The 22,530-nt window shown below is 60.7% G+C and carries 18 protein-coding genes; 6 read left to right on the top strand and 12 right to left on the bottom strand.

Going from position 1 to position 22,530, the window contains the following annotated elements; genetic code table 11:
- Positions 1 to 30 precede the first annotated feature (30 nt).
- Positions 31 to 1,464, top strand: a complete 1,434-nt coding sequence (gene cls / locus BY454_RS08205) for a cardiolipin synthase (protein WP_104416087.1) — start codon at positions 31 to 33, stop codon at positions 1,462 to 1,464.
- Here the strand turns inward: cls and BY454_RS08200 are convergent, their stop codons facing one another.
- The gene (locus tag BY454_RS08200) at positions 1,465 to 3,543 is read right to left on the bottom strand and encodes a patatin-like phospholipase family protein (protein WP_374953543.1); all 2,079 of its coding nucleotides are present in this window, start codon (positions 3,541 to 3,543) and stop codon (positions 1,465 to 1,467) included. It lies immediately after the preceding gene.
- Between the two features lie 142 nt (positions 3,544 to 3,685).
- On the bottom strand, positions 3,686 to 4,300 hold the full coding sequence (locus BY454_RS08195; protein ID WP_104416089.1) for a hypothetical protein: 615 nt from the start codon (positions 4,298 to 4,300) through the stop codon (positions 3,686 to 3,688).
- A gap of 181 nt (positions 4,301 to 4,481) precedes the next feature.
- Here BY454_RS08195 and BY454_RS08190 point away from each other — a divergent pair, with 181 nt between their 5' ends.
- The gene (locus tag BY454_RS08190) at positions 4,482 to 4,847 is read left to right on the top strand and encodes a hypothetical protein (protein ID WP_104416090.1); all 366 of its coding nucleotides are present in this window, start codon (positions 4,482 to 4,484) and stop codon (positions 4,845 to 4,847) included.
- 3 nt (positions 4,848 to 4,850) lie between these two features.
- Here the strand turns inward: BY454_RS08190 and BY454_RS08185 are convergent, their stop codons facing one another.
- Positions 4,851 to 7,553 carry an ATP-binding protein gene (locus BY454_RS08185; protein WP_181049666.1) on the bottom strand — a complete coding sequence of 901 codons (2,703 nt, stop codon included), beginning with the start codon at positions 7,551 to 7,553 and terminating at the stop codon, positions 4,851 to 4,853.
- 154 nt (positions 7,554 to 7,707) lie between these two features.
- Here BY454_RS08185 and BY454_RS08180 point away from each other — a divergent pair, with 154 nt between their 5' ends.
- Positions 7,708 to 7,941 carry a DUF2789 domain-containing protein gene (locus BY454_RS08180; protein ID WP_104416092.1) on the top strand — a complete coding sequence of 78 codons (234 nt, stop codon included), beginning with the start codon at positions 7,708 to 7,710 and terminating at the stop codon, positions 7,939 to 7,941.
- Between the two features lie 6 nt (positions 7,942 to 7,947).
- Here BY454_RS08180 and BY454_RS08175 read toward each other — a convergent pair whose 3' ends face one another.
- The 8 genes from BY454_RS08175 to argH are packed head-to-tail and all read right to left on the bottom strand — an operon-like array spanning position 7,948 to position 17,816.
- Complete coding sequence (locus BY454_RS08175) at positions 7,948 to 9,333, bottom strand: GGDEF domain-containing protein (protein WP_104416093.1); 1,386 nt, start codon at positions 9,331 to 9,333, stop codon at positions 7,948 to 7,950.
- 11 nt (positions 9,334 to 9,344) lie between these two features.
- Complete coding sequence (gene xerC, locus BY454_RS08170) at positions 9,345 to 10,307, bottom strand: tyrosine recombinase XerC (protein WP_104416094.1); 963 nt, start codon at positions 10,305 to 10,307, stop codon at positions 9,345 to 9,347.
- An 8-nt stretch (positions 10,308 to 10,315) separates the two neighbouring features.
- Complete coding sequence (locus tag BY454_RS08165; protein ID WP_104416095.1) at positions 10,316 to 11,077, bottom strand: DUF484 family protein; 762 nt, start codon at positions 11,075 to 11,077, stop codon at positions 10,316 to 10,318.
- A 17-nt stretch (positions 11,078 to 11,094) separates the two neighbouring features.
- A complete protein-coding gene (dapF, locus tag BY454_RS08160; RefSeq protein ID WP_104416096.1) occupies positions 11,095 to 11,997 on the bottom strand; it encodes a diaminopimelate epimerase in 903 nt (300 codons plus the stop codon).
- Positions 11,998 to 12,010: 13 nt separating this feature from the next.
- Complete coding sequence (gene lysA, locus BY454_RS08155; protein ID WP_104416097.1) at positions 12,011 to 13,261, bottom strand: diaminopimelate decarboxylase; 1,251 nt, start codon at positions 13,259 to 13,261, stop codon at positions 12,011 to 12,013.
- A 44-nt stretch (positions 13,262 to 13,305) separates the two neighbouring features.
- Positions 13,306 to 13,458 carry an LPS translocon maturation chaperone LptM gene (lptM, locus tag BY454_RS08150; protein ID WP_258075599.1) on the bottom strand — a complete coding sequence of 51 codons (153 nt, stop codon included), beginning with the start codon at positions 13,456 to 13,458 and terminating at the stop codon, positions 13,306 to 13,308.
- 56 nt (positions 13,459 to 13,514) lie between these two features.
- On the bottom strand, positions 13,515 to 16,364 hold the full coding sequence (locus BY454_RS08145) for a class I adenylate cyclase (RefSeq protein WP_104416098.1): 2,850 nt from the start codon (positions 16,362 to 16,364) through the stop codon (positions 13,515 to 13,517).
- Between the two features lie 42 nt (positions 16,365 to 16,406).
- Positions 16,407 to 17,816, bottom strand: coding sequence for an argininosuccinate lyase (gene argH, locus BY454_RS08140; RefSeq protein ID WP_104416099.1), 1,410 nt, complete (start codon positions 17,814 to 17,816; stop codon positions 16,407 to 16,409).
- 188 nt (positions 17,817 to 18,004) lie between these two features.
- Here argH and BY454_RS08135 point away from each other — a divergent pair, with 188 nt between their 5' ends.
- From BY454_RS08135 to BY454_RS08120, 3 genes are all read left to right on the top strand, one after another.
- Positions 18,005 to 19,009 (top strand): sensor histidine kinase, encoded by a 1,005-nt coding sequence (locus BY454_RS08135; protein ID WP_308471497.1) that lies wholly within the window; start codon positions 18,005 to 18,007, stop codon positions 19,007 to 19,009.
- Entirely contained in the window at positions 19,002 to 19,745 is a 744-nt protein-coding gene (locus tag BY454_RS08130) for a LytR/AlgR family response regulator transcription factor (protein ID WP_104416101.1), read from the top strand. The genes BY454_RS08135 and BY454_RS08130 overlap by 8 nt, the downstream gene beginning before the upstream one ends.
- 428 nt (positions 19,746 to 20,173) lie before the next feature.
- Positions 20,174 to 21,097, top strand: coding sequence for a formylglycine-generating enzyme family protein (locus tag BY454_RS08120; protein WP_104416103.1), 924 nt, complete (start codon positions 20,174 to 20,176; stop codon positions 21,095 to 21,097).
- 38 nt (positions 21,098 to 21,135) lie between these two features.
- Here the strand turns inward: BY454_RS08120 and BY454_RS08115 are convergent, their stop codons facing one another.
- Entirely contained in the window at positions 21,136 to 22,431 is a 1,296-nt protein-coding gene (locus BY454_RS08115; RefSeq protein WP_146082692.1) for a hypothetical protein, read from the bottom strand.
- Between the last annotated feature and the right edge of the window lie 99 nt (positions 22,432 to 22,530).

Here is a 22,530-nt window from a genome sequence, read left to right as displayed (position 1 = left end):
GACCTAACAATCACTGCGGGAACCCGGTCCATGTTTGGGGATTTTTCATTCATTGCCATTCTTGTTGCCGGCCTTTACCTGGCCGCGATGGCCTGCATCTACCGCATCCTGCTGACCTATCGCACCGCCCAGGGCGCCCTGGCCTGGATCATTGCCCTGCTGGGTTTGCCTTATGTCGCTGTGCCGCTGTTCGTGCTGATCGGGCGCAACCGGTTTGGTGGCTACGTCAAAGCCCGACGCATGGGCGATCGTGCCATCAGTACCCTGATTGACCAGTTTGAGCAGCAGACCACGTCCATTCGGGGCCAGCCCCGGGGCACCCTGAGTGACGAGCTCGATGTGCTCTGCAAGCTCAACCGCCAACCCTTCACCGACGGCAATCACTGCACCCTGCTCAAGGACGGTGAAGCCACCTTCCAGGCACTGTTCGACGACATGGAGGACGCCCGGCATTACATCCTGCTGGAGTTCTACATTGTCCGAGCCGATCGGGTGGGGCACCGCATCAAATCGATCCTCGAGCGCAAACTGGCCCAGGGGGTGGAAGTCTGGCTGCTCTATGACGATATTGGCAGTGTGTTCCTGTCCCGGCGCTGGTTAAAAGAACTGGCCGCCGCCGGTGCCCAGATTGCCTCGTTCGGAGCGGGCAACCTGCGCACGCGCCGCTTCCAGATCAACTTTCGGAACCATCGCAAGCTGCTGGTGTGTGACGGTCAGGTGGGGTTCGTGGGTGGCATTAACCTGGGCGATGAATACCTGGGCACTGCCATGGATCAGGAACCCTGGCGCGACACCCATTGCCGCATCGAGGGGCCGGCGGTTACCGGCCTGCAACTGGCCTGGCTGGAAGACTGGAACTGGGCCAGTGACCTGCGCCCGGAACTGGACTGGTCGCCCCGGCCGAGTGACCACGGGCGCGAGAAAGTCCTGATTTTTCCCACCGGGCCAGCGGACACCTGGGAAACCTGCAGCCTGTTCTTCCTCAACTGCATTAACAATGCCCGGGAGCGGATCTGGCTGACCACGCCCTACTTTGTTCCCGACTTCCAGATCATGAACGCCCTGCAGCTGGCCGCCCTTCGGGGCGTGGATGTGCGCATCCTCATTCCCGAAAAGGCCGACAGCCAGCTGGTACGCATCGCCGCCTATTCCTATCTGGTACAGGCCTGTCAGGCCGGCATCGGCATCTATCGCTACCAGCCCGGCTTCATGCACCAGAAGGTGGTACTGGTGGACGACCGTTACACCGCCATCGGCACCGCCAACCTGGATAACCGATCCATGCGACTGAACTTCGAGATTACCGCCGTCACCACCAGTGAAGCGTTTGTCGGGGATGTCGAGCGCATGCTCAAAGAAGACCTGGCTCACGCCAAGCTGATGACAGAGGGGGACTACAAAGAACGTTCCCTGCTCTTCCGGCTGGGCTGCCGGGCCGTCCGGCTACTGGCCCCACTGCTGTGATCAGTAGAACAACTGGGTGAATGAGAAGCCGATATTGAGATAGGCGGTCCACTCGTCCTCGTTGTTGTAGGCACCGGACAACTGCACCGGCCCCAGGAAGGTATCGACACCGGCAAACAGGCTCCAGGAGCGAACCAGGCCGGACCACTTGGCCTGGTCCATGCTATCCCAGGCATTGCCGGTTTCAAATCCCACTCCCGCAAACCAGGGCACCACCGGACCCCCAAACTCCCGGCGGGCATAGACGGACAGCAGGGCGGCGTCGTTACCGGTAATCTCGCCAGGGGCGTAGGCCGAGAGCTGGCGGAAGCCTCCCAGCCGGGCCAGGTTTTCCAGCCCGGCCTCCCCCTTGGTGATCTTGCGCGCCCAGAGCAGCCCGGTGAGATTAAAACGCCGCCAGCTGCCGGTACCCAGCGCCATGGCACGAACCGCATCAAAGTTCCGGTCAGACCCCAGACCCGGGCGCTCCATGCGGCCCCGGATACCGGCGAACGCCCCGGCGGTTGGATAGAAGGTATCGTTCAGTGAGTCATGCACCAGTTGAAGGCTTAAATAGCCCTGGTGCACATCGTCGGAGGGGGCCACAAATTGGCCAATATTATCCTCCACCGAGGCAATACCACGGACATAGCCCAGGCGGGCCTCGGCATTACCACCCAGCTCGGTTCCCAGGGCGAGATCGAACTGCCGGAAAGTGACGTCTATTTCGGCAATACGTTCACCGTTCTCGTAAATGCTGTAATCGTCGCGGTTGTACTCCAGCCCCGCCACGGCGAACTGGTCATAGCCGTAGCCCAGCGGCTGATACCACTGGGTTCGCACCCAGGGCTGGGTTCCCAACTGCACCCCGGTCTGCCACTCGGCACCCAGGCGGTTGAGTTCGGTCATTCGCAAACCGGTCGCCAGGTTAAAACGGGTATCGCCATTGAAGTTGTCTTCGTAGTTCAGGCCGAACGACAGGTAATTGGGGCCCCAGCTCTTCTCGCGGGCCTGGATGGTCAGGATCGCGCCAGCTTCCGAAGGGGCCAGCGACCAGGTCACGCTCTCGTAATACCCCAGACCGTAGATGCGCTTCAGGTCCGCTTCGAGCTGCGCGATGTCCAGGGGCTCGCCGATTCGCTGGCGCAGGCGTTCGCGCAGGAATTCACTGGCCAGCCGCTCGCCCTGGTGGAAGCGGATGGCGACCACCGGTTTCTGCCGCCACTGCTCGGTTGTCAGCGTCGTGCGCTCTTGTTGCCACTCCTGATCGGAGACACTCAGGCGATTAAGGGCCACGGCCTGCTCCCGGGCCGCCGTGGCGCCAATCTCAAACAATTCCGGACCATCATAGAAATCCGCCGAGCTGTAGCCTTTGAGCTCCGGGCGAATAAGAATGTCCCGATCCGTGAGTAAGGCCAGTTGATCATCGGTATTACGGCGGGTCAGGAGGGTGGTCAGTTGCCCCACCACGGAAAAGGCTTCCTGAATGTCCTCGGTACTCATCAAGGGGTCGGTGATGTCCACGGCAATCACGACATCCGCGCCCATGTCGCGGGCTACGCTCACGGGCAGGTTATTGGCAACGCCGCCATCCACCAAAAGCCGTCCACCACGCCGGACCGGCGCATACACTCCTGGAATACTCATGCTGGCGCGAATTGCCTCAGAGATATTGCCCTGGGCAATCACCACCTCCACCCCGGTTTCCAGATCCGTGGCCACCGCCCGGAAAGGAATCGGCAACTGATCAAAGTCATTCACCAGGGCAGCGTTGCGAGTGAGCTCGTTCAGGATCAGGCCCAGGTTCTGGCCGGCGATCAGCCCCCCACCCATGTGAAAGCCATCCGAACGAACCCCAAGCCCCGGGATAAGGGGTAGGCGCCAGTCGTTCTGTTTACGACGCACGGGCTTATAAACCCGCCCGGGGTCGTCCTGGAAACTGGACAGCCAGTCCAGCTCCAGGAATCGGCGTTCGATGTCGTCCACCGACATGCCAGTAGCATACAGCGCGCCCACGGCGGACCCGGCACTGGTGCCGACAATCAGGTCCACTGGCACCTGCATTTCCTCCAGCACCCGGAGTACGCCCACATGGGCCATCCCCTTGGCGCCACCCCCGCTAAGGACCAGGCCAACAGTCGGGCGCTCATGATTTTGGGCAGAGGTTGCCGGTGCCCAGAGAAAAGAGACCAGGCACACCAGCAACCAGAAAGAAAAAGCAGGGAAAAAGAGACCGTCAGACTCAGCTGTTTTTCGAATCATCATCAGCCAGGGAAAGATGGGAAACGTCGGGCACCACTGGCGGCGGCAAGTCGCGCTCCACGCCGATATCGGAACCGGCCGGGGCCAGACTCCACTCATCCAGATGCTCGAACATGGGTGCCTGTTCTTCCTCCGCCTCGGCCAGCGTGACCCCGGCAGGGTCCAGGGTCAGGCCCGAACCGGCGAGAATGTCGTCCACCTTCTCACCGGCCACCGGCAAACGGTCGCCCGGCTCCACCTCCACCGATTTGCCTTTGGCAGCAGGCGCTGGCGAGGACTCCGGGCGCGCGCTTGGGGGTGCTGACTCCGCTGAAGGGGCAGGGGCTGGCGCCGGTTTTGGGGTCGGCTCGGGCGCTTTTTCCGCCTCCGTGCCTGGCATCGGCTGCACATAGGCCACCATACCGTGCTTTTCCAGCACCGCGCGGTACTTTTCCGCCTGGGCCTGTTCCAGCTTGTTGCGAATCACAACCGGCTGACCACTGAACATGCGATCCAGTTGCTCGACACTGGCTTTAAACAGGGCCTGGGCATTACGGCGGGCGGTCTGGGTCTCGGTGCCGGACGTGCACTCGCCCTTGAACACAAGCTGGAACATGCTTCTTCCTCGTTCGCGTTAAGCGGTGGCTCTGTTCCCATGATAGCTGAAATACACGGGCGAAACAGAGGTGAAAAACTACTTGAAAATCTGCAGCAAAATACGACACTCTCTGCCATACTTACGACAGAGACGTTACACACAGTTACACAGGGCCCCATCACCCTCACAGGACGACATCATGCGCATCACAACTTCACTGCTTGTCACCCTGATGGCACTGACCTGGCCCGCTGCACAGGCCCGCGCAGAAAACCTGGACCTGCTGATGAGCCAGGTCTTTGAACCGGGCACGGCTGACTACATCGGCTACGAAAGCATCGAGCGTGAAGACATTCCGGAGTCCGCGGCGGTGGAACGAAAATACCTGATCGTGGATTTCCGGTTCACCGAGAAGCAGCCCACCGGCCAGCAACTGCAGGCCAGCATCCATGAAGTCTGCACGGCTCTGCTGAAAAACCGGGAGCTGATCCGTTCACTCTCCGACTCCGGCTACGACATGGTCTCGGTGGCCTTCGACCGCCGCTCCCAGTTTGATTGTCTATAACGGTCAGCGCTGCCCCAGCAAATTCGGGAAAGCGTCCAGCGCGGCGTTCACCGCATCCAGGTTGAACGCCTCCACGTCCGCCAGCAGTTTCTCACCGTAACGGGTGGCGGAGGACGAGCGGTACTGTTTGCCCCACTCCATGACCCGCAGGGCAAAATCCTTCATCTTTTCAGGGTCACCGCTCTCGCGCACTTCCTGCCATTCATTGCCAAAGTCCTGGGCCAGCTTCTCCCGCAGCCAGCCCCGCTCACGCAGGCTCATGGTCTGGGCCAACAGGCGATCGGATTCTTTCGGGGCACCTTCGTCCTCAGCCTGCTCGACGGTGGCTTCGACCCGGGGCAATACCAATGTGAAGGTGGAGCCCTCGCTCTGGGCACTCTGGACCGTCAGTTCACCGCCCATCATCTCCACCAGCTTACGGCTGATGGCCAGGCCCAGCCCCGTTCCGCCGTAACGGCGGGAGCTTTGCCCCTCCTGCTGCTCGAAGGCATCGAAAATGCGTTCCTGCTGGTCCGGGGCAATGCCCACACCGGTATCGGAAACCGTAATGACCAGGCGATAGTGCCGGGTCTCCCCGGCCTCGTCGCTTTCCCCGCCAGGGTGCTCCAGCTCTTCGGCTTGGGCCCTCACGGTCACTTCGCCCTCATGAGTGAACTTGATGGCATTGCCCACCAGGTTGAACAGCACCTGTCGCAACCGGGTTTCATCCAGGATCATGGCATCCGGCATGCCGGAGACGACGCTGACCTCCAGGGAAATCCCCTGCTCCGTGGCCCGCAGATCAAAGATATGGCGGACATCGCTGAGCAGGCGACGAATCGAGACCGGGGTGAAGTCCAGACGCATCTTGCCGGCCTCGATCCGGGACAGGTCCAGGATGTCGTTGATCAGCATCAGCAGACTTCGGCTGCCGGCCCGGATGGCGTTCAGATAGTTTCGCTGCTGCGGGTCCTTCACACTATTGAACAGCAAATCGCTGTAGCCGATCACCGCGTTCATCGGGGTTCGGATTTCATGGGACATATTGGCCAGGAATTCACTCTTGGCCCGGCTGGCCGCCTCAGCCTGTCGGGCCAGTCGTTCTGCCTCCAGCTTGGCGGCGCGCAGCTCATCTTCACTCCGGCGCAGGGCATTCTCCGAGCGGATCCGTTCGTCCACCTCCAGCGACAGCTTGCGGTTCCAGTACAGGAACATCAGCACCACCACGATGGCGATCAGGACAATGCGGCGCACCACGGTGTAATCAGTGCGCTGTTCGATATCCAGGTCAATCCAGCGGTTGTAGACCGCCTCGGTCTCTGAATCCGGCAGGCTGTTCAGGGCCTTGTTCAGGATTCGATGCAGCTCCGGGCTGGATTTGCGCACCGCCAGCCTCAGGTCGTACTCGTAGGGGGTGACACTGGTGATGCGCAGGTTCGACAGGCCCAGGCGGGCGACGGTGTAACTCACGGCCGGGATGTGGGTCACCATCACATCCAGATCGCCGTTGGACAGGGCCAACAAGCCTTTTTCCACGGTTTCCTGGGGGTAGAGATCCAGTTCCGGGTGGTTGATCAGCAGGTAATCGTGGCTGGCCTGGCGGTTCACCACGCCCACCCGTTCGTTACGAACCTCTCGCAGGTCACCGATAAAACGCCCGGTGTCCCGGGTGGCCAGGGCAATGGGTACGGTAATATAGGCCCGGGAGAACAGGAAATCCTCCTCGGTCCGGGGGGTGCGGGACATACCGGGAATCACATCCACTTCCCCGGATTTCAGCATTTCCTCCGCCGAGGAGCGGCTGTTCACCGGGACGCGCTTGAAACGGATGTCCATGTCCTTCTCCAGACGACCCACCAGATCCACCACCAGTCCGGCTGCCTCGCCATCCTGTTCAAACTCGAAAGGCGGCCAGTCCCGCCGCAGACCCACCTTGAGGTCTGGATGGTTACGGAGCCACTCCTCGTCCGACAGGTCCAGAGCCATGGCCTGGTTGTCCAGTGTCGGCACCTCCCCCTGCAACCAGGAGGATTCAATGCTCTGGTGTGCCTGCTCACTGAGGGAGACCACCGCCTGGTCCAGCATCCGGAACAGGCGCGGCTGGTCTTCCGGCACCTGCAGAACCACATCCACCGGCTGTTTAATCAGATCCAGCGCCAGGCCAATGTCTTTCATCGAGGCGGAATCCAGGTAATCCGCCACCACGGGTATTGGCCCGACAAAGGCGTCCGCCTGGTCCGACTGCAGTTGACCAACCGCCTCGCTGACGCTGTTTACGGGCACCGGCGTAAAGCTGTCCACGGCCTTGAGTAGTGGGAACTGGTTGGGGTCATTCGCAACGATCGCGACCCGGGCCGATTCGAGGTCTTTCACGCTACGCACGGCCGCATCGCCAACACGCACGAACACACCATAGGTAAGGGTCATCAGCGGCCGGGTATGACGCATGCCAGAGGGCGGTTCGGCACCGGGAAAGCGGGTGGTCAGCATCACCCCGGCACTTTCCGGATTGTCCTCGACGTAGGGTTCAAGGGGCACGGGCAGTTGCTCTGACAGAGCCTGAAGGTAATCAATCCAGATACCGGCCAGGCCATTGTCTCCGGCCTCAAAGACCAGCGGCACCTGCTGCTGGGAGAGCCCAACCCGCAATGCATCCCTGTCGGGCAGCCAGGCCTCCGACACTTCGCCAGATTCAGGGGGCGGTGTGTCCTGGGGAGCTTGAGCCATTGCCTGCCCTTGAAAAATCAGGAAAAACAGGCAATACAGTAAGTAAGAACGGAAAGGCACTGGATATCCTCGGCGGGTTTACTACAGTTTCAGCAAACGATACCTGCATGCACGGAAAATTTCATTTTGTGACAAAGCCAAAGGAGGCTTTTCTATGGACACAAGCAAACACACTCTGAGCACTCTGTTCGAACAACTCGGCATGGCTTCCGACAAAGCCAGTATTGATGACTTTATTGGCCGGCATTCACCACTGCCCAGAGAGATCGCGATTCAGGATGCCCCGTTCTGGTCGGAAAGTCAGTCGCACTTTTTGGAGGAAGGCCTGGAAGACGACAGTGACTGGGCTGAAATCATCGATGAGCTGGATGCTCAGCTACGCCACTAAACCCGCTCAGGCACTGGTGGTCTGATTCCGCCCCGCGTCCTTGGCCTGATAGAGGGCGCGGTCGGCACGATCAAAGACCGACTCCACCGCATCGCCATCCCGAAACTCCGTCAGCCCGGCCGAGAACGTCACACTCACCGGCTCGCCCCCGAAATGGAAAGGCAACCCGGCCACCCGCTCACGCAGCTGGTCAACAACTGTCCGGGCGGTTTCGACTTCGGTCTCCGGCAACAACAGAACAAATTCTTCACCGCCATAACGGGCAATAAAGTCCGTCTCGCGCAGGCGCGTCCGCAATTCCCGCGCGACCAACTGTAAAACCCTGTCACCGGCCTTATGGCCGTAGGAATCGTTGACCCGTTTGAACAGATCAATATCAATCACGCAAATTGTGAGCGGCTTTTGGTATCGCTGCCAGCGGTTGAACTCAAACATCAACCGTTCCTGCCAGGCCTCCCGATTGGGCAATTGCGTGAGCAGATCGGTCACGGCCCGTTCCCGTTCCTTACGCACCTGTGCCTGCATCTGGTCGGAATGGGCCTCCATGGCCGCGACCTTTTCCTGCATGGCTTCCAACTGGCCCGCCAGCATTTCCTCCCGCTCCAGCTCTCGGTTGCGGAAGCGCTCCATGGCGTTGCCAATGAATTCCAACCGCTGGCTGACCGACTGCTTCAGGGTGCCAAGGTCCTGACTATTAGCAATATCCCGCCCCACCCGGTCCAGCTCATCACGAATCTCACGGTCCAGTGTGGCGGTATCGTCTTGTCGGGACTCGTGCATCTGGGTCTGTTCAGAGAAGTGCTGGCGCAAAGTTTCCAGGCGCTCGTCCAGACGTTTGAGGAAGGCTTCAAATTCTCGTTGGCTGCGGGTGACCGCCTCGATCACCAGGCTCGCCACCTGGTCCAGCCCCTCCCGTAACACGGACCAGTCATTGCTGCCCAGCAACGTTTTCTGAAGGCCACGGGCGTGGGCTTCCACCTTGGGTTCCAGGGACACCTGGTGCAGCAACTGCCCCACCAGCTGACCGACCCGCCGTGCAATCCGGAGATGCTGGCTATCAGCCGCGAGCTCCAGGCCTTCATCTGCCTGCTCTTTCGGCGTCTCTGGTGGCCGGGAGGAGCGGGGCTGACTTTCATCCAGCAGGGTAATCTGGCGATCAATCTCATCTTGAAGAGTGCGCCAGCGCTCGACGTCTACCTGCTGCTTACGTAAATCGTCCCGCAGTTGCCCCAACAGATCATCCAGCTTATCGGACTGCCCCTCGGACGCTAGACTGGTACGCACCAGCATGCGCTCAAGCACGTTACGCTCGGCTTGCCACTGTTTTTCCTTGCGTTCTGACTCATCCAGTTCCCGAAGGTATTTATCCTTCCAGGATTCTTCCGATGCCATGAAGCACTCCGTCAGTGACCCTTCGGGTCGGGTGATTTGCGGGGTTCTATTGTGCCAGACCGGCGGCGCGCCCTGGGGTGACTTCTGTCATAAACCCGGGCCAGGTGCTGAAAATCAAGGTGAGTATAGACTTGTGTGGTCGCGATGTCTGCGTGGCCCAGTAATTCCTGCACGGCGCGAAGGTCGCCGCTGGATTCCAGCATGTGGCTGGCGAAGGAGTGGCGCAGCAGGTGCGGGTGCAGGCGCTGGTCGGCCCCGGTACGCAGCCCCCAGCGTGCCAACCGGTCCTGTATGCTGCGCCGGCTCAGGCGTCCGCCCCGCTGACTGACAAACACTGCCGGTTCGGCCTCGCCGGTGTATTGCCCACGCACGGCCAGCCACCGTTTCAGGGCATCCACGGCTTTGCCGCCAATCGGCACCAAACGCTCCTTGCTGCCCTTACCCAGCACCCGGACCTCTCTGCCAGACAGATCCAGGGCAGACAGATCCAGCGATGCCAGCTCCGCGAGTCGCAGGCCGGAGGAATACATCAACTCAAACATCGCCAGGTCACGTATTTCCAGCGGATCCTCCGGGGGCGCATCCAGCAGCTGCTGGATCTGATCCACATCCGCCACTTTTGGCAGGCGACGACCCGATTTGGGGGCACGGACGTCCAGCGCCGGGTTGTCCCGGGCCATGCCCTCACGCAACAGGAAATCATAGAACCGGCGAATGGCGGACAGGTGACGGGCAATGCTCTGACCACTGAGCCCACCCCGACTCAGGTTTGCCACGTAGCGGCGGACATGGTGGATGGAAAGGTCCGCCCAGGCGGTCAGTTGCTGTTGCTCCAGCCAGGCCGCCAGGCGCCCCAGGTCCCGCTGATAATGCTCGCAGGTACGGGGCGAATAGCGCTTTTCCGAGGCCAGGTAGCGGAAGAAGCCGGCCAGTGGTGCGGCCAGCGTCTCCGGCAACGTTTGGGCGGTGACCATGGCCGGCCTCAAGCGGGGTCGCTTTCCGAGGCCAGGCCAGCCACCGGCGCGGCGGTGTCATGCTGCTTTAGCATGGGCGGCAGTAACCGGCTGAGTGTATCGCTGATGTAGCTGAGAAACAGCGACCCCATGTTCTGGTCAAAATAGCCTAACTGGCAGCTGCCAACCGCAAACACGCCGACCAACCCCTGATGGCGCAGGGGCATGATGGCCACGGAGGCAATGGGTTCATCACGGTCCGGGAACAGGAAGCTGCGCTCCTCTTCGTGGAAATGGCCACAAATGGCCCGGTCACCTTCCAGAAGGGTTCCCAGCCGACGCTGCGCTTCGCTGGCATCCACAATGTGCAGGGCACCCTGGACCTGCCCGGCGCGGACCCGATCAGGCGTATCACTGAACAGCAGGATAGACGCGGCATCCAGGCCAAAGTCGCCCCGCAGGCTGTCGTCCACGGCGGCTGCCATTTCGTTCAGGGTCTTCGCCTCGATCACCTGCAACAACAGACGTTTGCTTTTCTCAAACAGGCGGTCGTTATGCCGGGCAATGGAGACCAGCTCCACCATCTCCCGGCGCAGGGTATCGCGCTGCTCCCGGAACAGGTGCACCTGGCGCTCCACCAGGGAAATGGCCTGGCCACTGTCGTGGGGGAGGGTCAGACTGCGCAGAAGCTCATCCTGATCGACAAAGAAGTCCGGGTGGTTACGCAGGTATTCCACCACCTGCTCCCGGGTTGGTTCCTCGACCTTCTGGCGGGCCGTTGATTCTGTCATTGTTTTCTCCTGAGTTGTCAGGACCTTTTTGAGGGTTTCCGGCGGCGCGAATGGGGCTCCCCGGGCAGGCGTAATTGTCCTTCAAACACCGTGGTTGCAGGGCCTTCCATCATAACAGGGGTGCCCTCACCCGACCATTCGATGATCAGCCGGCCACCACGGAGCTCCACTTCCACCCGGCTATCAAGCAAACCGCGCAGATGCCCCGCCACCACGGCGGCACAGGCGCCACTGCCGCAGGCCAGGGTTTCGCCGGACCCACGTTCGAAAACACGGAGCCGGGCGTGGCCCCGGTCAATAATCTGCAAGAAGCCAATATTGGCCCGGGAGGGAAAGCGCGGGTGTTTTTCCAGCGCGGGGCCAAGGGTGCTGACCGGCGCGGAATCCACATCATCAACCACCAGCACGCCATGGGGATTGCCCATGGAGATGGCCGACAGTTCCACCACCTGCTCCCCCACATCCACGGTATAGACGTCCTTGCGGCAGTCTGCAGCGAACGGAATGGCGGGCGGGTTCAATTCGGGCACGCCCATATTGACGCGAACCAGGCCGTTTTTGCCGACCTCCAGTTCAATCACGCCCTTGGCCGTCTGAACCCGGATCAACCGCTTGTTGGTCAGGCGCTGATCACGCACGAAACGGGCAAAGCATCGGGCACCATTGCCACACTGTTCCACTTCCGAGCCGTCGGCATTAAAGATGCGGTAGCGAAAATCCACGTCCGGCAGCCCTGGCGGTTCGACCACCAGCAACTGATCAAACCCGATCCCGAAGTTCCGGTCCGCCAGCTCACGAATCCGTTCCGGGCGCAAGCGGAACGGCTGGCTGATGGCGTCCACCACCATGAAATCGTTGCCCAGGCCATGCATCTTGGTGAAGCGCAGGAGTGGGCCGGCATTGCGTCTGTTCTGACTCATGCTTGGCTCCCCTTCATTCCGGCAGGCAACTTTCCGGCCCCAGTTGATCTTCCAGGGTTTCCCGGCGACGCACCACATGCACCTGATCACCATCCACCATCAGTTCGGGCGGGCGGTTGCGGGTGTTGTAATTGGAGGCCATCACAAAACCGTAGGCCCCGGCGGAGCGTACCGCCAGCAGGTCACCGGCTTGCAGGCGCAATTTGCGATCCTTGCCCAGGAAATCCCCGGTTTCGCAGATCGGACCCACCAGGTCCCAGTTCTTTTCTTCGCCGTGCTGGTGAGGCTTGACCGGGATAATGGCCTGCCAGGCGCTGTACAGGGCCGGGCGGATCAAATCGTTCATGGCGGCGTCAATAATCGCGAAATTGCGGTGCTCGGTGCACTTCAAAAATTCCACCTGCGTCACCAGAATGCCGGCGTTGGCGGCGATGGAGCGCCCCGGCTCCAGGATCAGTTCCAGCTTGCGGCCGCCGAGCCGCTCGATCAGCGCCTCGGCGTATTGCGCCGGCTGCGGTGGCTGCTCGGTCTCGTAGGTCACGCCCAGGCCGCCACCCATGTCCAGATGACGAATGCTGATGCCCTGTTCCGCCAGGGTGTCGATCAGCGCCAACACACGATCCAGGGCATCCAGGAAAGGCGATACCGAGGTCAGTTGGGAGCCGATGTGACAATCCACACCGTGGATGTCCAGGTTCGGCATCGCCGCCGCCCGGGCATAGACCTCGGGCGCCTCGGCGATGTCGATCCCGAACTTGTTTTCTTTCAGGCCGGTGGAAATGTAGGGGTGGGTGCCCGCATCCACATCCGGATTCACCCGCAGGGAAATCGGCGCTTTCACACCCAGCTCGCCCGCCACTTTGTTCAGGCGGTCCAGTTCGGTGTCGGATTCCACGTTGAAACAGCGCACGCCAACTTCCAGGGCCCGCTTCATTTCCCATTCCTGCTTGCCAACACCGGAGAACACTACCTTGCCGGCGTCACCACCGGCACGCAGTACCCGTTCAAGCTCGCCGGCCGAGACAATGTCGAAACCCGCTCCCAGGCGGGCCAGCACGTTGAGCACCGCCAGGTTGCTGTTGGCCTTCACCGCATAGCACACCAGGTGCGGGTGCTCACCCAGGGCCTGGTCGTAGGCCCGGTAATGGCGCTCCAGGGTGGCACGGGAATAGATATAGGCGGGCGTACCAAAACGCTCGGCAATGCGACTGACAGGCACGTCTTCGGCGAACAGTTCGCCATCGCGGTAATTGAAATGATCCATGTTGTTCCTGAAATTCCGGCCGGGGCGAGATAGGACAGACGTCGTTAACGCGGCGCTTGCGGTTGTGCCTCACTGGCGTATCCAGCCTGCGCGCCGGCATCCCGGTACAGCGGGCCTTTCTGGCCGCAACCGGCCAACATCAAAGACAGCATGGTGACGGCGACGACAACCGGGCGATACCTTGCTACAACCTGCATATCCCTACCCCTGAATGATTGATGCCGGCAGTATAACCGACAGCCGGGGCGCACCGCTAACGCAGCTGACGGTTCAGGGCGTCTTCCAGCAGGCTGCGGTAATGCAGGTATTGGCAGGTTTGGATATCGCGCTGGTACTGCTGCGGTTCCAGATCGTGCGGCAGGTGCAGGTCAGTCAGGTAAATGGGGTAAGGTTCGTTACTGCGACGCAGCGAACGGATGTAGTGGGCCACGGCGGGAATGAGCTGCTCCCCGTATTCCTCGGCGGTGAACTCCCGGTCCTGGCAGTAGATATCAAACTTCAGCGAACCATCACCCTGGCGCACCCCCACACCCTGCACCTCAAAACCGGGCAAGGCGATGCCCGCCTGCTGGTCGGGCCTGGCAACGGCCTGCCAGCGTCCACCCCGGCGCACCAGCTCATGGCACTGAATGCCGCCCAGCGGCCCGGCCATATCCAGCTGTCTCAGCATGCGGCGCTCCAGCAAGCTGTCCAGGAAACGCAGCAGGGGGCTGAGCAGGTGGCTACGGCGCTGAACACGCAAGCTACGACTCCAGATACTGCCACACTCATCCACCACCCAGAGCCGCCCAATGCCAGCCCTCAGGGACCAGAACACCTGCAGACTGTCCGGCTCCGAGGCCTCGCACACCGCTTTGAGCTCGGGCTCGTCCCGCAACGCGTGACGATCCGGGACCATCGGAAGATAACGTTCCTGAGGCTGCAGCAACGCGTCCATCAGGGCCTGGCGATTGTTCAATACCGCAAAGCTCGGCTCCAGGCCATTGAACTGCAGCAGGAAATAGCGCCGGTCCATTTCAATCAGGTAGCGCACCGGGTGGGGGCCGTGGCCCCCGGCAAAGAACTGGCGCAGCACATCACCAAAAAGTTCCTGCAGGCGCCGGGCGATGGCCGCGCCGTGCCCCCGACTGGAGGCAAAGACCTGGATCTCAGGTAATTCCGCCGGACTCTGGGCCACCTGAGCCAATACGTTTTTCAGGCACTGGATCAGGGTGTCGCCCGCCGCGTAGTGCTGCACGCTGACTTCCTGCCAGCTGTTAAGGGCGACCTGATCGATGGTGGACACCAGATTGTCATGGCCGCCACTGAAGCCGAGGGAATCGTTACGGGCCGACAGCTTGTGTAGCCCCTTTTCCGACAGGTGCGCCTGGGGATCGGTGGCCACATTCACCAGCAGCAGATTCTTCAAGGGGCGCACCGCACGGGACAGCGCCTGACGCGAGGCCGGGGGCAGAGGCATGGGTAGAAAGGCCTGCATAACATCCAGGATTTCGCGAACTTCCAGCACGTTGGCAACGCTGGTACCGGCCCGCACGTTCAGCCGAGTGGCGCGACCCAGCAGGCCGTTGCAGTAGCACCAGACCAGCAGTTCGGCCAGGTTCCCGGAACGACGGATAACCGGCTTCCAGAACGCATCGGAGGGGTCTTCCAGATCCCGGAACAGCAACCAACCTTCGCCGTCACGGCCCTGCTCCGACTGGTGGTGAAACGACAGGTTTTCCTCCGCCAGGGAAGGCACCAGACCGGGGTTGATCATCTCCACCTTGCCGGCCTTGCGCTGGAATGCCGCATACAGTTTTCTACCCAGCAGGTTGATGTCATGGGGGCTGATGGCAGCGTCCGTGCCCTGTTCCCGGGCCATGCGTGATAACAGGCGATAGCTGTGAGTCAGCTCACTGACAATGATACGACGCAGGCCAATCACCTCCTCGGCCCGCCAGTTCTGACGGTCGTCGAGGGAACGCAGCTGGCTGTCATCCCACTGCCAGTGCTCAACCAGCCGGCGCAGCATGTCGATGCGCCACTGGTCGCCCACCATACCGGCACGACTCAACGGCAGACCGGTTTTCAGATACAGGCTGCGGCGCACCAGTTCCAGCCGGCTTCCCGCATCCTGATTGAGTAGCCAGTTCTCCAGGCGCCGGTACATCATGACGTACGGATCCAGGGAATCTACATCCAGGTGTCCCTGGTGCACTGCCTGCTTGAAGTTGGCAGACAGCAGTGACTGTTCCCGGTCGGTGGCGTAACACTCGATCAGCAACAGTTTTAGGATCGCTTTCCACGGGGCGTCGATCCCCTTGTACAGCTGCCAGATGCCTGCCCCCGGAAATTCCTCCGGGGGAATGGCGGGCACCGGCCCGAAATCAATGTATTCGTGGGGCTTGATGAAGCGGCAGTCCACCAGTCGGCGCCGGCATTCGTCGTAATCGGCTTCAGACTCCACCGGCACCAGCCACCACATCGGGTATTGGCCGCCCAGGTGAATGCTGGTGCGGTAGAACTCATCCAGCAGCAGATAATGCTGGGCACTGCCGCAATTCTCACCGGTCACCTCCGCCTGCTGCCGGCCGGCGCGCCAGTCACTGGCCGAGAACACAAATACGTGCAGCTCCACGCCCAGGGTGGCGGCCCAGGCGGAGAGCTTATCCGCCTTGCGTTCGAGGCTGCGAACACCCTGGGCGGACAAATCGGCGCGATGACACAGCCAGACATCCAGGTCACTGGCCACCGAGTGACCCAGAGTCCCGGGACTACCCATCAGAAACAGGCTGTCGATATCGGGGTGGCGTAGCCCTTTATCCCGGTAGCAGAAACTCCGGGCCACGCGGCGGGCCGCATTGAGGGTGGACTTTGAGGGAGTGTACCCGGACAGCCCCATGGGACAGCTGCCGTCCAGGTACCCGGGCAGGGAAGGATGATTGAGATGGAACACCAGCGGCAGCACTTCCAGTACCACCTGTTGGCGCCAGGTCAGGGCGGAACAGGCGCGTTCCCAGCGTTGACGATTGACCAACAGAAAGCGGTCACGCAGACGCTGCAACGTCTTGCGGTCAATGCCTTCCTCGAAATCGAGGACAATGGGCAGCGCCTGAACCGTCAAATGACCTCCAACCTGTCGTTACTTCCTGCCATTACCCCGGCGTTACTTCGCTGCCGCGCGGGCGCGGGCCACGGCGGCCCGCACCTGGTCGGGCGCCGTGCCGCCGGTGTGGTTACGGGCCTGCACCGAACCTTCCAGGGTCAGCACGTCAAACACGTCTTCGGTGATGAAATCGGAGAACTGCTGCAGCTCTTCCAGGGTCATGTCCGACAGGTCGCGCCCTTCGGCGACACCAAAGGCCACGGATTTACCGACGATTTCATGGGCATCGCGGAAGGGCACGCCCTTTTTCACCAGGTAATCCGCCAGGTCGGTGGCGGTGGAGAAGCCACTCTTCGCCGCCACGCGCATGTTGTCGGCCTTGGAGCGAATGGCCGGGATCATGTCGGCGTAGGCTTTCAGGCAGCCCTTGACGGTATCGACGGTGTCGAACAGCGGCTCCTTGTCTTCCTGGTTGTCCTTGTTGTAGGCCAGGGGCTGGCTTTTCATCAGGGTCAGCAGGCTGATCAGGTGGCCATTCACCCGGCCGGTCTTGCCGCGAACCAGCTCCGGCACGTCCGGGTTTTTCTTCTGCGGCATGATCGAGGAGCCGGTGCAGAAACGATCCGGCAGGTCGATGAAGTCAAACTGGGCCGAGGTCCACAGCACCAGCTCTTCGCTGAAGCGGGACAGGTGGGTCATCAGCAATGCCGCGAAGCTGCAGAACTCGATGGCGAAATCCCGGTCACTGACCGAATCCAGGCTGTTTTCAGTCGGCCGGTCAAAGCCCAGCAGCTCGGCGGTCAGGTTACGGTCAATCGGGTAAGTGGTGCCGGCCAGAGCGGCGGCGCCCAGGGGCATGATGTTCACCCGCTTGCGGCAGTCCTGCAGGCGCTGACCATCACGCACCAGCATTTCGTACCAGGCCAGCAGATGGTGGCCGAAGGTGACCGGCTGTGCGGTCTGCAGGTGGGTAAAGCCCGGCATGATGGTGTCGGCCTCGCGCTCGGCCAGGTCCAGCAGGCCATTCTGCAGGCGCGTCAGCTCTTCGGTGATCACATCAATTTCGTCACGCAGGTACAGACGGATGTCGGTGGCCACCTGGTCGTTGCGGCTGCGCCCGGTGTGCAGTTTTTTACCGGTGATGCCGATGCGCTCGGTCAGCGCCGCCTCGATGTTCATGTGCACATCTTCCAGGCTGACGGACCACTCAAAGCGTCCGGCGTCGATGTCCGCCTTGACGCCGTTCAGCCCCTCGATAATCTGGTCACGCTCCTCGTCGGTCAGCACGCCGACTTTCGCCAGCATGGTGGCATGGGCAATGGAACCGGTAATATCGTGGTGGTAAAGACGCTGGTCAAAGCCAACCGAGGCGGTAAAGCGCTCAACAAAGGCATCGGTGGGTTCGCTGAAACGTCCGCCCCAGGGTTTTTCGGAGGATGCGGCCTGGTCAGAGTTTTTCTGATCCGTCATGGTCTATCTTTCCTGCTGTCACGCCAGTGTCGCGCCACCGGCGATGTGTAAATGAATGGATGAGCAAAAAGTGGTCGCAGTATAGCATTGTGGCCACCATTAAGGAGACACCCCTGAACACCGACAAACGCCTTAACGCCAGGGAATTCTACGTGCCGGACCTGTGCCGGGTGCGGGCGGTCTTCCTGATGCTGGTCACCAGCGAACTGCTGGTACTGGTGCTGGCCATCGTCCAGGCCCCACAGGGCTGGATTGACTGGAGCTATTTCGGCCTGCTGTCGCTGTTCGTGCAGTGGACCACCCTGACCAGCGCCGCGCTGGTCTGCCTGCTGCGCCCGCGGCTCGCGCGCCTGACCACCAGCCGCGCCACCCTGGCGATCCTGGCGATTGTGCTGCTCGATGTCCTGGCCTTCAGCCTGTTTGCCGACCGGGTCCTGCACCCCGCCCCCGGCGGTCCCGACTGGCAGGGCATAGCCAAGAAACTGCTGCTCGGCGCACTGATCACCCTGATGGTGCTGAGGTACTTCTACCTGCAGCACCAATGGCAACAGCAGCGCGAGGCGCAAATGCAGGCTCGCCTGGCCTCACTGCAGGCCCGAATCCAGCCCCACTTCCTGTTCAACAGCATGAACAGCATCGCCAGCCTGATTGCCAGCGACCCGGACAAGGCCGAAGAGGCGGTGCTGGACCTGTCCGAGCTGTTCCGCGCCAGCCTGCGCACCGACGACCAGCAAGTGCCCCTGGCCCGGGAACTCGACCTGTGCCGGCGCTACCTGGCCATCGAAAGCCTGCGTCTGGGTGAACGTCTGAATGTGGAATGGGCCATTGCCCCGGGCCTGGAGAGCCAGGCCATACCGCCACTGAGCCTTCAGCCTTTGGTCGAAAATGCGGTGCACCACGGTATCCAGCACCGGTCCGACGGTAGCACCATCCGGATCGAGGCTTACGCCAAGGGCGCATTTGTGTATGTGATGATCCAGAACCCGGAGCCAGGCCCCCACGGCGGTTCACACCAGGGTCACCGGGTGGGCCTGAGCAACACCCGTTCACGGCTGACCGCGGTCTTCGGCGACACCGCCGTACTCAAACAGAGTCGCCATAATGGCACCCATACCGTCACCCTGCGACTGCCCCGGCAAAACCTCCGCCAGGATTCCGGACATCATGGCCAGGAAGTGAAACACCATGGATAGAATCGACAAGAACGTCCTTATTGCCGACGACGAACCACTGGCCCGCCAGCGCCTGGGCCGCCTGATTGATGCCCTGCCTGGCTACACCGTGTGCGGCGAAGCCGTGAATGGCGAACAGGCCCTGAGCCAAACGGCAACCCTGCAGCCCGACATCCTCCTGCTGGACATCCACATGCCCGGCGTGGACGGCATGGCCACCGCCAAACACCTGATGCAGCAGCCCAACCCGCCAGCCCTGATATTCTGCACCGCCCACGACCAGCACGCCCTCGAAGCCTTTGACGTCAATGCCACCGCCTACCTGCTCAAGCCGATCCGACGGGAAGCGCTGGCCGACGCCCTGGCCCGGGCGGAGAAAACCAACCGCCTGCAAAACCAGGCCCTGGAAAACCGCCAGAGCCCGGAACCCGAGCAGATCACCGTTCGCAGCCAGCGCGGCACCGAACTGATCGACCTCGCCGACATCCTCTACTGCCAGGCCGACCAGAAATACGTCACCCTGGTGCATCGCCACGGCGAGACCCTGTGCGACTACAGCCTGAAAGAACTGGAACAGGCCCACCCGGCCCACTTCCTGCGCATCCACCGCCATACCCTGGCCGGCGTAGCGTTCATCCAGGCCCTCAAACGAGACGGCGAAGGCCGTCCGGTACTGGCCCTGAAAGAAACCGACGCCCGGTTACCGGTCAGCCGCCGCCATGCTGCTCATGTTCGGCAGTGGCTCGAACGGCAATAAACAATATGCACGGATGAGGTTTCACAGGAGCCGGGAGCCAGCGGGTGGACCTTTCCGGGAATTTCGAAGGCCATGGATGGCCCGCCCTAGCCACATGGCGCGACGCAGGACCATGGGCGATAAGGGGCCAAAATATTGGACAACGCCTCAAAAGCCTCATCATCAATAAACTCCAGCCGCTTGTTGCTGATGTTCTTAAGCTGCTAGACCGCCCATTGGGGGAATTCCCAGACCAGCTCAGCATCGACTTTCAAAGTCAACTTGCCTTTAGCCCCTACCCCGAAGCAAAAGCCGGGACGGGCTCGGCATGGCCACTGATCTTGATGGGTGCTAGTTCTTAAAGCCAAGTGCGTAAAACTGCACGTCATAACCTATCCAGGCCAGGTGTGGCATAATGCGAAAAACGTTTCATAGAACAAGGATGTACCATGAAGCCAGCAATTGTATTGCTCGCCCTCTCGGCGTTTACCCTCCCTGCCTGTACTTCGGGCAAGGCTACCCCAGATAACCATCAGGCCGTGGAGGCGCTGCTCAAGAGAACCCAGGAACACTTAGTCTATGTGAAAGGCGGCAGCTTTGAGATGGGTGATTTCGGGCCGAAAGACCCCCGGGGCTACTTACCCTGGAGTTTTAAGCAGGACGACAAACACCTCCACAAGGTCACACTGGACGGCTATTACATCATGGACCGTCAGGTGTCCTACGCGGACTACGACACCTACACAGAAGCCACCGGCCAGCTCAGGATCAACACTGATAACCGCAGTAGTGCCACACGAGCCCCGAATGTGCCGGCAGGCGTGGACTGGTATCAGGCCCGGGATTATTGCCAGTGGCTGGCCGAGCAAACCGGCCGGCCCTTCGCGCTGCCGACCGAAGCACAATGGGAGTATGCCGCCCGTAGCCGAGGACAAATGATGCCCTATGCCACGGATGATGGCATTTTGCGGAAAGGGAAAAACTATCCCACTCGGGAAGAGCGACGGCAGGCTACTTCAGGCAATTCTCCATACGCACCGTACACAATCGCAAAAAAGTATCCCCCAAATCCTTTGGGCATCCATCAGATGGGACTTAATGGTTATGAGTGGGTCAGCGACTGGTACAGCGAAGACTATTACAAACACTCGCAGGAACAGAATCCGACCGGCCCCAAATCGGGGACACTCAAAGTGCGTCGTGGGGGGGCCACAGGAGAAAGCTTCTTGGGCATGGTCACGGTTATACGAACGCCGTATAACCCAGACCTGACGGAGATTCCACCAAAGCATAGTGATGTGGAAATCGACCCAACAAGGAAGCAGCGATATAGCATGAGCACTGCACGCTGTGTGCTCAATGAGACTAAATAGCTCAGCGGGAAGCCTAATCCCCGCCATTCCATGATGACCTAAACATTTTCTTTGTGGGGAGGTGGCAAACATTCGGTGTAATTGAAACAGGCGCGGTGAAACTTTGGCTCAACGTCATACTGGGTCAGATAGTCTGCCATGTCGTTGCGGACTATCGGGGTTCCCTTGGAGGCCGTTGGCTTTAGTTGCTGGTAAAAGCGCTGGAGATTGCCTGGATAATCACTGGACAGCCAGGACTTCTCACCTCGCCCCAGAAACTCAAGCAGCGCCGCTTCGCCCTCATCCACGGTGGTATTATCATCACTGATTTTCGGTTTAATGCGCTGCATAATGTTGCGGTATTCCGACTGCGACTGCGCCCAGGCAAAGATGCTGATAATGGCCCGCTTGCGCTCTGTCATAAAGCCAAAGCGCCAAAAGTTGATGTCCTCCCAGTCCCAGGTGCGATTTTCAGGCTCCAATGCGTCAAAGGCGTTGACCTGCATTAAGCGGTAGAGTAGAGCTCCTTTGGCATCTGGAGTGGTATACCGGAGCACATCCGGGTTAGTGTTAATTCGTTCAACTAAAATACTGCGAGCCTCCGCAGCAGCCATCTCATCCCTCAGACCATCCCAGAAGTCAACCAAGGCATCTTGTGCTTGTTGAGCGGTGTCATATATATAATCTTTCAATTCTCTTCCATTTTGCAGCGCAATAACCAGGATGTTAGACAACGCCTCAAAGGCCTCATCATCAATAAACTCCAGCCGCTCGTAATTGATGTTCTTGAGTTGGTAGGCCACCCATTGGGCGAATTCCCAGATCAGGTCGGCGTCGACTTCCAAAGTCAGCTTCCCTTTGGCGCCTATGCCGAAGCAAAACCCCGCTTTAGCCACGATGCGAAATTTGCCTGCTGCATAATTTATTTTGAATGTTGATTCCGCCCCTACACCAACCTGCCCCATGAGCGCCGGCGCAATCTTCGCAAAGGGCGCGAACTCGTCGGTCTCCGGGTTTTTCCACTCCACCTGGCCGGCCACCGTGACTCCCAGCTCACCGCCAGCAAACGCTTTGAGTTCCGCGCCCTGAATCGGTTCAGGGTCAGCCATATCAACGACCTGTTGTCCCGGAACACCCGCTTCGCGGGAGGAGCCTGGAATGCCCTTGGCTTTCGCCCCCTGGCCGGTAAACTCGGCCTCAAGATTAAGTTCAATGGCCACACTGGCACCCAGGCTGCCGGCAACGCTTAGCAGAGTATGACTGCGCAGCATGCCGAGATTCACACCGGCAAAGGCCATCATGTAGCCGCCGGGCGGTTCATAGCAGTCGATGGTGCCTTTTGCCTGGGCCAGCATGAGTTCAGCGTGGCCACTGGCCTTGATGGAGGCTTTGCCCTGAAAGGGGTTGAACTCACCGCTAAGGCCACTGGCGCCATAGCCCCAGCGCATCAATTG

The sequence above is a fragment of the Marinobacter persicus genome, from assembly GCF_002934325.1.
In the GTDB taxonomy this organism is placed as follows: Bacteria; Pseudomonadota; Gammaproteobacteria; order Pseudomonadales; family Oleiphilaceae; genus Marinobacter; species Marinobacter persicus_A.
Note: the sequence above shows the minus strand (reverse complement) of the source record. Positions and strands in the feature narration are given on the sequence as shown.